General features: G+C 34.2%; 9 protein-coding genes. All 9 read right to left on the bottom strand.

The window, feature by feature from the left end:
• Positions 1-52: 52 nt before the first annotated feature.
• Complete coding sequence (locus J3U66_RS00455) at positions 53-358, bottom strand: ComEA family DNA-binding protein (RefSeq protein ID WP_267347542.1); 306 nt, start codon at positions 356-358, stop codon at positions 53-55.
• 154 nt (positions 359-512) lie between these two features.
• Complete coding sequence (locus tag J3U66_RS00450; RefSeq protein ID WP_267347541.1) at positions 513-2,369, bottom strand: SurA N-terminal domain-containing protein; 1,857 nt, start codon at positions 2,367-2,369, stop codon at positions 513-515.
• 134 nt (positions 2,370-2,503) lie between these two features.
• Positions 2,504-4,939, bottom strand: coding sequence for an endopeptidase La (lon, locus tag J3U66_RS00445; protein WP_267333613.1), 2,436 nt, complete (start codon positions 4,937-4,939; stop codon positions 2,504-2,506).
• A gap of 195 nt (positions 4,940-5,134) precedes the next feature.
• Complete coding sequence (clpX, locus tag J3U66_RS00440; protein WP_267333614.1) at positions 5,135-6,400, bottom strand: ATP-dependent protease ATP-binding subunit ClpX; 1,266 nt, start codon at positions 6,398-6,400, stop codon at positions 5,135-5,137.
• Between the two features lie 21 nt (positions 6,401-6,421).
• The gene (gene clpP, locus J3U66_RS00435) at positions 6,422-7,024 is read right to left on the bottom strand and encodes an ATP-dependent Clp endopeptidase proteolytic subunit ClpP (RefSeq protein WP_304364024.1); all 603 of its coding nucleotides are present in this window, start codon (positions 7,022-7,024) and stop codon (positions 6,422-6,424) included.
• A gap of 97 nt (positions 7,025-7,121) precedes the next feature.
• On the bottom strand, positions 7,122-8,423 hold the full coding sequence (gene tig, locus J3U66_RS00430; protein WP_267333615.1) for a trigger factor: 1,302 nt from the start codon (positions 8,421-8,423) through the stop codon (positions 7,122-7,124).
• Positions 8,424-8,531: 108 nt separating this feature from the next.
• Entirely contained in the window at positions 8,532-9,560 is a 1,029-nt protein-coding gene (lpxD, locus tag J3U66_RS00425) for a UDP-3-O-(3-hydroxymyristoyl)glucosamine N-acyltransferase (RefSeq protein WP_267333616.1), read from the bottom strand.
• The gene (locus tag J3U66_RS00420; RefSeq protein ID WP_267333617.1) at positions 9,560-10,048 is read right to left on the bottom strand and encodes an OmpH family outer membrane protein; all 489 of its coding nucleotides are present in this window, start codon (positions 10,046-10,048) and stop codon (positions 9,560-9,562) included. The genes lpxD and J3U66_RS00420 overlap by 1 nt, the downstream gene beginning before the upstream one ends.
• A gap of 39 nt (positions 10,049-10,087) precedes the next feature.
• A complete protein-coding gene (gene bamA / locus J3U66_RS00415; RefSeq protein ID WP_267333618.1) occupies positions 10,088-12,511 on the bottom strand; it encodes an outer membrane protein assembly factor BamA in 2,424 nt (807 codons plus the stop codon).
• Between the last annotated feature and the right edge of the window lie 2 nt (positions 12,512-12,513).

Below are 12,513 nucleotides of genomic sequence, written 5' to 3'. Positions count from 1 at the left end.
AAGCCATCTAGATAAACAGCCGACGAGGTTCTCAGTCGACTGCCTAATTACGTTATAATGCTATTTTACCAGCATTTTTATCCAATGTTGTTTGACCAATACCTGATACCTCTTTTAATTGTTCTACTGAAACAAAAGGCCCAAATTTTTCACGATACTCAACGATTTTTTTAGCTTTACTTGCACCTATTCCTGTTAATACTTTTGTGAGTTCCTCTGCCGAAGCGGTATTGATATTGACTTGAGTGATTTGTTGCTGATCTTGTTTAGCTACTTCATTAGGTAACTTATCAGCTAAACTTACATTAGAAAACGCTAGACTCGATAATAAAAGACAGATTAGGGAAAATAGTTTCATTTGATTAACCTCTTAAATATAGTTATGCAATTAATATGCTTTATTACTATGTCATTGAATAAAACTATATGGCGTTAATCATTTAAAAAATGAGAAAAGTCACCTAAGTGACTTTTCTAAATTAAACAAATTTTCTGTAATTTTACGAACTACATCACAAATTTGCATCCGGCATTATTTCGATTTTAGCTTTAGAACGGATATCTTCAGCTAAATAATAATAGGTATTATTCATGAATAATGGTAATAATTCTGATGATATATCTTTCGATTCGCTAGGGGTATTAACACCCGTTAACACAACAACTGTTGCGCTTTTATCATTCAAATATTCTACGCCATACACGCGTTTAGATGTTGTTGAAGGTACCAGATCAAACACCATATTTATAACACGCGCATCGAGATCATTGTCATTACGATGTAGGGTATAATTTTTGGAAAATTGCACATTTGCCGAACTACCTTTATTATTTAATTGTTCCATTGTGCTATTAACAGTAGCTTGAAAACGACTGTTAGCAATATCTTGATGTAATTTTTTATTAATTTCATCTTTAACTTCATCAAAAGGTGCAATACCTTCTGGTCGATAATCAACCACCTGAATGACAAAATCAGACAAATCTAAACCTTGTCCGACGGTTATCATTTCAGACACTTTACCTGTTACTTTACCATCAACTATCATTTCATCACTAAAAGCAACATCTCTAACTTCAGGATAACGTAAAATAGTTGATACATCATTAAAATAAGCCCAATCAGAATTAAATATTGGTAAATCAGATTCTTTAGCAATCAATTCTAATGAATTAGGATTTTTGTTAACTGCAGCTTGGATTTTCTGTTCTACAGTTTCAAATGCATTTTTTATTTTCGAATTCTTAAGTTTTGATTCGATAATAGACTTAGCATAATCAAAATCCATTGCTTTAGCGGGTTGAATATCATCTAATTTGACAATAAGATATCCTTCATCAACAGCAATAGGATTAGATATTTGCCCTATTGTATCCAAGTGTGCATCTTTAAATGCCTGTGGTAAAGAATCATCATCAACAAACCAACCTAATGAACCATTTTTACCATATGGAGATGCATTATCTTGATTAACAGTTTTAGCAATACTTTCAAAATTGCTACCTGATGCTAATTCATTAACAATATCATCAGCCTCATGTTTATCTTTGATATAAATTACACTATAAGATTTTTTTGCAGGAAAAGTATAATCTTTAATATTGTTATTAAATTCTTGTTTTACCTCATCACCACTGACATGAATTTTTTTATTATATTGATATTCTTCATTTAAAATATAATTAAATTTCACTCTCTCTTTTTTATAAAATTCACTTTGGTGTTCGTCATAATATTTTTGCTCATCCTCTAACGTAATTTTCACATCATCGAGATTAACAATATTGGGATTAATCTCTGCTGTATAAATGGTTCGAGTTTGCTCCTTCAATTTAGAAATTTCTGAGTCCACAGGTAAAACAAAACTCGAATTGATTAGAGCGTCTATGACTTGTTGTTGTTGTAAAGATGATCTTATACCTTCACCATAAGTATCTGGTGTGTAACCATTGGCAGCTAAGAGGTCTAAATATTTTTCATTACTAAATTTACCATTGTCAAAAAATACTCTTTGCTGTCTTATAAACTCTTTTACTTGGTCATTACTTATATTTGCACCAAGTTGTTGAGAAAATTTATAGGCTAAATAGTTGGTAATTTCAGAATAAAATACGTTCCGACGAAGTTGTTTAATAAATGCAGGATCACCCATTGACGTTGAGGTAACTTCTTTTGCGCGTGCTTCAAATTCAGCTCGACTAATACCTTCTCCATCAACTTTTGCAATATATAGTGTAGCATCGTTAGCTTTGTTACTACCACCAAACCCAAAAAAACCAATCCCTGTAAATATAAAAGATAAAATAATGATTGCAAAAATAATCTTAACGACAATATTATTTGCCGCTTTACGGATTGTATCCATCATTTCTTGCTTTTCTCCATACACCTTAAGTTTTAATTTGGCAAGTATAGCATATTTAGTTAAATTGGCTATTATCGGAATTATCCGAGATAAAAAAAAAGATCAACATCAGTTGATCTTTTTAATTTTAAGGATGATTAATTCAATCGGGCATGTGTAGGAATTTTAGTTTTCACTACTTTTGTAGCCTTTTTTGAAGAGGGTTTTAATTTAATGTTTTTTTTCAGTGGTTCAATACCAAATGGATTATTTTGTAATGCAATGGTGATCACGTCATCAATCCATTGAACAGGTCTAATATCAACTTCTGATTTTACATTATCAGGTATTTCCTCTAAATCTTTAACATTATCCTTTGGTATAATTACTGTTTTAATGCCACCGCGATGTGCTGCCAGTAATTTCTCTTTTAGTCCACCAATAGGTAACACTTCACCACGTAAAGTTATTTCACCTGTCATGGCAACATCTGACCGGACAGGGTTACCCGTTAGTGTCGAAATTAATGATGTACACATGGCAATACCAGCACTTGGTCCATCCTTTGGTGTCGCACCATCAGGAACATGTACATGTATATCGCGTTTTTCGTAAAAATCGCTATTAATACCTAATTTTTCTGCTCGAGAACGTACAACCGTCAATGCCGTTTGTATAGACTCTTGCATAACATCGCCTAACGAGCCTGTATATGTTAGTTTTCCTTTACCAGGGACACTTACCGATTCAATTGTCAATAAATCACCACCAACTTCTGTCCATGCGAGGCCAATAACTTGCCCTACGCGATTTTCATTGTCAGTTTTACCGTAATCAAACCGTTGAATACCTAAGAAATCTTTAAGGTTATCTTGAGTAATAGTTACTTTTTTCAACTTACTGTTTAAAGCTAGTTGCTTAACCACTTTACGGCAAATTTTTGCAATTTCTCGTTCTAAACTACGTACACCAGCCTCTCGAGTATAATAACGAATAATGCCGATAATCGCTGAATCATCAATCTCTATTTCTTTTGATTTTAATCCATTATTTTCAATCTGTTTCGAAATTAAATGCTGCTTTGCAATATTCAATTTTTCATCTTCGGTATAACCTGATAGACGAATGACTTCCATCCTATCTAATAAAGGAGCAGGAATATTCATTGAATTCGCCGTAGCAACAAACATCACATCCGATAAGTCATAATCAACTTCTAAGTAGTGATCACTAAATGCGTTATTTTGTTCTGGATCAAGCACTTCTAATAAAGCTGAAGCAGGATCGCCCCGCATATCTGATGCCATTTTATCAATTTCATCAAGTAAAAATAACGGATTTTTGACACCGACTTTAACCATACGTTGAATCAATTTACCTGGCATAGAACCAATATAAGTACGTCTATGACCACGAATCTCGGCTTCGTCACGAACACCACCAAGAGCCATACGTACATATTGACGACCTGTTGCTTTAGCAATAGATTGGCCTAACGATGTTTTACCTACCCCTGGAGGACCAACTAAACATAAAATTGGACCTTTGACTTTATTAACCCGTCCTTGTACGGCTAAGTACTCTAAAATACGGTCTTTAACTCGCTCTAAACCATAATGATCTTTATCCAAAACTTTCTGTGCAGCTTCAATATCTTTTTTGACTTTCGAACGTTTATGCCATGGAATTTGTATCATCCAATCAATATAACCACGGACCACTGTTGCCTCAGCAGACATTGCTGGCATCATTTTGAGTTTATTAAGCTCCGCTAATGCTTTTTCAGTCGCTTCTTGAGGCATCTTTGCCTTAGTAATTTTTTCTTTTAGTTCTTCATATTCATCAGGTTTATTATCGATATCACCTAATTCCTTATGAATTGCTTTGATTTGTTCGTTAAGATAATACTCTTTTTGCGCTTTTTCCATTTGTTGTTTAACGCGCTGGCGGATATTTTTTTCAACTTGCAATAAATCAATTTCCGCTTCCATCAATGAGATAAGCAATTCAAAACGCTTTTCTAAATTAGCGGTAACAAGTAACTCTTGTTTTTGTTCAACTTTCAAAAATAGCGTAGCTGCAATTGAATCAGCAAGTTGAGAAGGCTCTTTGATTAATCGAATTGAATCAACAACTTCTTGTGTGACTTTTTTATTCAGTTTTGCATAATCATCAAAATTAGAAAGTACTACCCGCATTAAAGCTTCATTCAAATCACTATCTTTATTTTTTTCATGCAATGGTTGAATACTAGCAACGAAAAAATCATCTTCTTTTTGTTCAACAATATCAACAATTTTTGCTCTTTCGACGCCTTCAACTAACACTTTTACAGTGCCATCAGGCAGTTGAAGTAATTGCAAAATATTTGCTACAGTACCAATTTCATATAAATCATCAATCTCAGGATCATCTTGTGAAGGATTTTTTTGGGTTACAAGAAAAACTTGTTTGTCCATTTCCATTGCACTTTCAAGACAACGTATTGATTTATTACGACCAACAAAGAGAGGGATTACCATATGTGGAAAAACAACGACATCACGTAATGGTAAAATAGGCATAATCATTTGGTTAGTTTGTTTTGTTTTCATTTTATTCTCTCTAATAGTACAAAACCTATTATATTGATATTGGGGTCGTTTTTAGATATTCAAGTCTATTATTTATGATTTAAATACATACTATTCCTGAAACATCTTGACAATATCTATACGATCTATACGTAATTATACCTAAACTATTTGAACTAATGCTTGTGAGTCAAAAACTAACAAGCATATCTAAAATTATGCTGAAAGCTCAACATTATCTCGGTATACTAAACTTGGCGTTTGAGACTGTTCAACTGTTTCTTTTTCAACTATCACTTTTTTAATATTTTTGTTTGATGGTAAGTCATACATAGTATCTAACAAAATATTTTCAACAATTGAACGCAAGCCTCGTGCTCCAGTTTTTCGTTTTAAAGCTTTAGTTGCAATAGCAGCTAATGCCTCTGGAGTAAATTCAAGTTCAACACCATCTAAATCAAAAAGTGTTTCAAACTGTTTTGTTAATGCATTTTTCGGTTCAGTCAATATACTAATTAAAGCCTCTTTATCCAGTTCAGACAATGTGCCAATCACTGGTAATCGTCCAATAAATTCTGGAATCAAACCAAATTTGACTAAATCTTCCGATTCGATTTGCGCCAATAATTCGGATTCTGTTGCTTTATTTTTAGTACTTTTAACATCAGCGCCAAAACCTATGCCGGTGTTAGTAGAAACTCGATTTTCGATAACTTTATCTAAACCACTAAATGCGCCACCACAAATGAATAAAATTTTAGAAGTATCAACTTGTAAAAATTCCTGCTGCGGATGTTTACGCCCACCTTTAGGTGGAACCGAAGCAATAGTTCCTTCAATAATTTTTAAAAGTGCTTGTTGAACGCCTTCACCAGATACATCTCGAGTGATAGATGGATTATCAGATTTTCGAGAAATCTTATCGATTTCATCAACATAAATAATTCCTCGTTGAGCTTTTTCAACATCATAGTCACAATTTTGTAATAACTTTTGAATGATATTTTCAACATCTTCACCGACATAACCAGCTTCAGTTAGCGTTGTTGCATCAGCCATAGCGAAAGGAACATCTAAAAAACGCGCTAACGTTTCAGCTAATAATGTTTTACCACTACCAGTTGGCCCGATTAATAGAATATTACTTTTACCTAATTCAACATCATTACGACTAGCATGATTACGTAAGCGCTTATAGTGATTATAAACAGCAACGGATAAAACCTTTTTCGCTCGATCTTGACCAATCACATATTCATCAAGATGTTTTCGAATTTCATGTGGAGTTGGTAAAGGTTTGCTAATAAACTCTTCATGAGAAAGGAAGCTTTTAGTTTCTTCTTTTAAGATATCATTACATAATCCTATGCATTCGTTACAAATATAAATAGATGATGGACCAGCAATTAATTTACGAACTTCATGTTCACTTTTCCCACAAAAAGTACAATAGAGTAATTTTTCAGAACTTTCTTTATTCACTTTTACCACCTAATTTATTTATTATGATCGTTTACTGTATATGGCATCAACTAATCCATATTCAACTGCTTTTTCGGCAGACATAAAGTTATCACGATCGGTATCTTTTTCTATCACGCTGATATCTTGACCGGTATGCTTGGCTAAAATACTATTCAACCGACTTTTTACCTGTAAAATTTCCTGAGCATGAATTTGAATATCAGAAGCTTGTCCTTGAAAACCACCTAATGGTTGATGAATCATAACCCGAGCATTAGGTAAGCAGTAACGTTTACCTTTAGTGCCAGCAGTCAGTAGTAGTGACCCCATTGAACATGCTTGTCCCAAACAAATAGTGCTTACATCTGGTTTGATAAATTGCATTGTATCGTAAATAGCCATGCCTGCTGTAACGACACCGCCAGGTGAATTAATATATAAATAAATATCTTTTTCGGGATTTTCAGCTTCTAGAAATAACATCTGAGCAATAATTAAATTCGCCATATTATCTTCAACTTGACCAGTTAAAAATATAACGCGTTCTTTCAATAATCGTGAGTATATGTCGTAAGCTCTTTCTCCTCGCGAGCTTTGTTCAACAACCATTGGAATAACGCTCATATATGGTTCTAAAGGCATTTTCATCTCCTAATTAAACAAAATAGCCCAAACAGACAATCCTTATTTGGGCTCTAAAGTGATCTTTTTGATTAAATGAAACAGATAATAAAAAAAATTAAGCTACTTGTTGATTCATTAATTCAGAAAATGAGTAATTTTTATCTGTTACTTTAGCGCTAGCTAATAATAAATCAACAACTTGATCTTCTAATGCTACAGAACGAAGGTTATCCATAGCTTTTTTATCTTTATGATAATATTCTATGACTTCTTTTGGATCTTCATAAGCTGTTGCAATTTCATCAATTAATGATTTCACTCGTGTTTCATCAGCTTTAAGTTTATTACTTTCAATGATTTCACCAAATAGTAATCCCACCGATACACGACGTTTCGCTTCTGCTTCAAAAAGTTCTTTAGGTAATTCCATTGCTTGTTTCACATTACCACCAAAGCGAGAGACTGCTTGTTGGCGTAATACATCAATTTCGCGCTCAATTAAGGCATTAGGAACATCAATTTCATTATTTTTAACTAAACCATCAATGACTTGAGCTTTTATTTTGTTACGAATAGTTGCATTAAGCTCACGTAACATATTTTTACGCACTTCTGCACGTAAACTTTCAACAGTACCATCAGCAATACCAAATCGTTTGATAACGTCTTTATTTAATTCAGGTAGTTCTAGCTCTTCAACTTTGTTTAAGGTCGCAGCAAAAACAGCCGGTTTACCTTTTAAGTTTTCAGCATGATAGTCTTGAGGGAAAGTGACGTTAATATCAAATTTATCACCAGCTTTATGACCAACAATTGCATCTTCAAAGCCAGGAATCATACGACCTTGACCTAAAACTAGAGTAAAATTATCCGCTTTTCCACCTTCAAATTCACTACCATCAACTTGACCAACAAAATCTAAAGTAACACGATTTTGTTCTTGTGCAGATTGATCTACCTCTTTCCAAGTGCCTTGTTGTTTACGTAAAGTCTCGATCATTGTATCAATATCAGCATCATTTACTTCAGCGACAGGTTTTTCAACTTCAATTTTATCTAAATCTTTAATTTTAACATCCGGATAAACTTCAAATTCAACCGTATAAGTATAATCTTGTCCTTCTTTAAACTGAGTAGGAGAATAAGTTGGTGCGCCAGCTGGATTGATTTTTTCTTGAATAATTGCATCAACAAAATTTCGTTGCATTAAATCACTTAATGCATCTTGTAAAATAGAAGCCCCATAACGCTGCTCAACAATTTTTAAAGGTACTTTTCCTTTACGAAAGCCATCAATACGTACTTTTTTTGCAGTATTAATGAGTTCTTTATCAACCGCTTTTTTAATGTCTTCTGCTTTAATTGTAATTGATAAACGTCGACCTAAACCTTGTGTTGTTTCTACCGAAACTTGCATCTTCATACCTCAAAATTATTAAATAATATCTGCTCAAAATTAGTTTAACTTAATAATTGAGCTAAAAAAATTGATAAAATAGGCAAGCATTATACCGACCGTAATCGCCTACGTCGAGACATTTAATAGTTTCTTCTCAAGCGCTTTCAAACGTTTATTCATTTCATCAATATGTAATACCAATGAAGCGGTTTTTCGCCATACTTTATTTTCTTGTAATGGGATCCCTGATGAGTAAACGCCAGGCTCTTTAATAGGGCGCATAACCATTCCCATTCCTGTTACGGTAACTTGATCACATATTTCCATATGCCCGTTAATGACGCTCGCTCCACCAATCATACAGTGACGACCAATAGTTAAACTTCCCGCCATAATAACGCCACCAGCGACCGCAGTATGATCACCGATTACATCATTATGCGCAATTTGGCATTGGTTATCGATAATCACGCCATCACCAATTACTGTATCATCGAGTGCGCCACGATCAATTGTTGTTGAAGCACCAATTTCTACATTGTTACCAATGATAACCCGACCTAATTGTGGGATTTTAATCCATTTACCGCGATCATTAGCGTATCCAAATCCATCTGCACCAATGACGGTACCGGATTGAATTAAACAATTATCACCAATTATACAATTATGATATACAGAGATATTAGCCCATAATTTCGTCCCTGAGCCAATCGTCGTATTTTTTCCTATAAAACAACCAGGACCAATAATGCAATTATCACCAAGTACAACACCACTTTCGATAACAGCATTTGCACCAATCGAAATATTAGTACCTAATTTTGCTGTTGGATCTATTACAGCAGTCGTTGCTATACCTTCAGCGGGTACAGGTGTACTGTCAAGTAACTGAGCTAATTTTGCATAAGCGAGATAGGGATTTTTGACAATTAGAGCAGCACCCTTCCAATATTCAAGACTATCCTCTGTCATCACAACAGCAGAAGCTTTACATTCTAATAAGTTACTTTGCAATTTTTTATCAGACAAAAAAGTAATTTGTCCTGATTTTGCACTTTGCATTGAAGCAATACCGGTGATGGATAATTCACCATCACCATGTAACTTCGCATCAAGCTGTTGAGCTAGTTGTTTTAAACAAAAAGCTGACATTATTTACTAACCTTTTCCAATACTTTATTTGTGATATCTACAGCATCTGATGCTGATAATGTCGCTTCAGCTTTTAAAATGATATCGTACTTTTCAGTAGTAACAATGTCTTTAACCGCTTCTTGAATTTTAGTTAATAATTTGCCGGCTTCTTCTGTTTCACGTTTACGATAATCAGCTGAAAATGCTTTAGCTTTGTTTTCAAAATCAGAAATTGTTTTGTTTAATTTAGTTTTTTCAGAAGCAGATAAAGTCAGACCATCTTTTTTGAGACGAGCAGCAGCATCTCCTGCTTTCTTTTCTTCGTCTTGCAGAGATTTAGCTCTTGCTTCAAATTCCTTATCTAATGCTTTACCTACTGTTTCTCGTTGTGGCATTTTTTGTAAAACTGACATAACATCAACCACACCAATTTTCACTTCTGCATTTGCCATACCTGTAAACAATAATGCAGCACTTATACCTAGAACTGAAATAATTTTTTTCACTTTTATCACCTATGTCTATTTATTAATTTTGACATGGCATTACCATGTCGATCCTATATTAAACTGGAACTGTTGAGCCGAGTCTCCATTATATTTTTTAAACGGCTGTGCATAAGAAAAGACTAATGGTCCTAAAGGGGACATCCATTGCACAGCTAAACCTGCTGACATTCTTATATCAGATGGAGAGCTATAATCCGGAATATTATGTCCTTTAAAGTCCCATTCAGTATCCCATACTGTACCAGCATCAAAAAATACAGAGGTACGAACATTATCTACATATTTTTCACCAATGAATGGTGTTGGCACTATTAATTCAGTACTAGCAAAAGCAATAGCATTACCACCAACCGCATCTTTAGACCTTGTACATGTACTTGTATCATCTAAACCGCTACAGCCTTTACTGTTATTAAAATATACAGCCTTAGGACCAACAGTATTTGATTTAAAACCACGAAGTACTGTTGAACCACCAGCATAGAAGTTCTCATAAAATGGTAATTCTTTACCGCCAAGACCATTACCATAACCTAAACGGCCACGAGTTAAAAAGACCCAATGATGTTCAGAATCAAATGGTAAATAATACGATGCATCAGTAACTAGCTTGTAAAAACGGTTATCAAATACTGGCGCAGAAATTTTAGCATTAGAGGTTATTTTTAAACCATCAGTCGGGAAGAAACCACGATCTAACGAATTATAAGTCCAATATGCATTTAATAATAAGTCATTGGTATCAAACGATATAGAGTGTTTATCTTTTGTTTTTTCGCCCATTTTATCAAAATATCGCCACATACCATATTGGGCTTTCATATCTGATAGTTTATGATTTGCGTATTCGGTACCAAAACGAACAAAATTATTCTCACTAATTGGAAAACCTAAATTAGCTGAGGCCCCCCATGTTTTACTCGAATATTCTGATTCATCTTTATCATCATCAGCTTTATAAGTATTATAATAAATACTTCCACCTAAACTGACACCATCCACCGTAAAATACGGGTCAACAATTGAGATAGATGCAGTTTTGTCAGTATCTGTAGTATTCACATCAAACGATACACTGTTACCTGTACCTAACCAGTTATCTTGTGAAATACCAGCATTGAAACTTATTCCACTATCTGAGCCAATACCAACACCAAATTTAATACTACCCGTATTGCGTTCACTCACTTTATAAATGATATCAACTTGATCATCAACGCCCGGAACGCGTTCAGTGTTTGCTTCGACTGTATCAAAAAAGCCAAGTCGATTTAATCGATCTTTACCTAGTTCCACTAAACCGTTACTTAACCAAGCCCCTTCCATTTGACGAAGTTCACGACGAACAACACTCTCACTAGTAACAGTGTTACCAACGATTTTAATATTACGAACATAATAACGTTGGCCTACATCAACCATGACAGTTAATTTGACCTGATGGTTGGCATCATCCATCTCTGGTTGGATAGCCACTCGAGGATAGGCATAACCAAAATTAGCAAGTAAACGTTTAATATTATCTTCAACATCGGTAATTTTTTTGCCGTTATACAGCTCACCAATTGTTACGTTTTCTTTTGCTATTTTAGCAATAGCATCTTTATGACCAGCGAAATTGCCTTTAAAATCAAGGCCTGATAGTTTGTACTGCTCACCTTCATGAATATTAATGGTGACGTAAATGCCTTTTTTATCTGGCGTTAAACTTACTTGAGTTGATTCAATATTAAATCGAGCATATCCACGATTGAGGTAAAAACTTTGTAATTCATCTAGATCGTTAGCTAATTTTTGTTTTTGATATTTACGATCACCAAGCATATTCCACCAAGGAACTTCATCTCGCAAAGAAAAACGGGCAATAAGCTCTTCAGAAGAAAAAGCTTTCGCACCGACAATATTGATTTGATCGATTAATGCGGATTTTCCTTCTGCAATAACTAATTTCAGATCAACACGATTTCGAGATAATGGTGTAACAACAGCTTTGATTTTTGCGTTATATTTACCGACACTATAATAAAAATCTTCTAGCCCTTTTTCTATTCCTGAAAGCATTGTACGATCCAACGCTTCACCTTCTCGAATTCCAGAACTATCTAAATTCTTTTTTAACATGTCATCTTTGACTGATTTATTACCAGAAAAAGTAATACTTGCAATAGTTGGCCGTTCTTGAACATGAACAATTAATCGATCACCATCACGAGAAACACTAATGTTTTCAAAATTGCCACTCGCATAAAGTGATTTGATGATACGCCCTAGATCGGCCTCATTCACATAATCACCAACTTGAACAGGCATTTCAAGCAATGCCGCTCCCGGAGTAACCCGTTGTAATCCTTCGAATTTAATATCCTTTACCACAAAATCATCAACACAAAATGCGTTAGAACTGTATACCGCTGTGGTACTAAACAGCAAAGATGCTATAAGTAATTTATTTATTTTCATTG

Source organism: Gilliamella sp. B2969 (assembly GCF_026536195.1).
Taxonomy (GTDB): domain Bacteria; phylum Pseudomonadota; class Gammaproteobacteria; order Enterobacterales; family Orbaceae; genus Gilliamella.
This window is presented reverse-complemented; position numbering and strand designations above follow the sequence as displayed.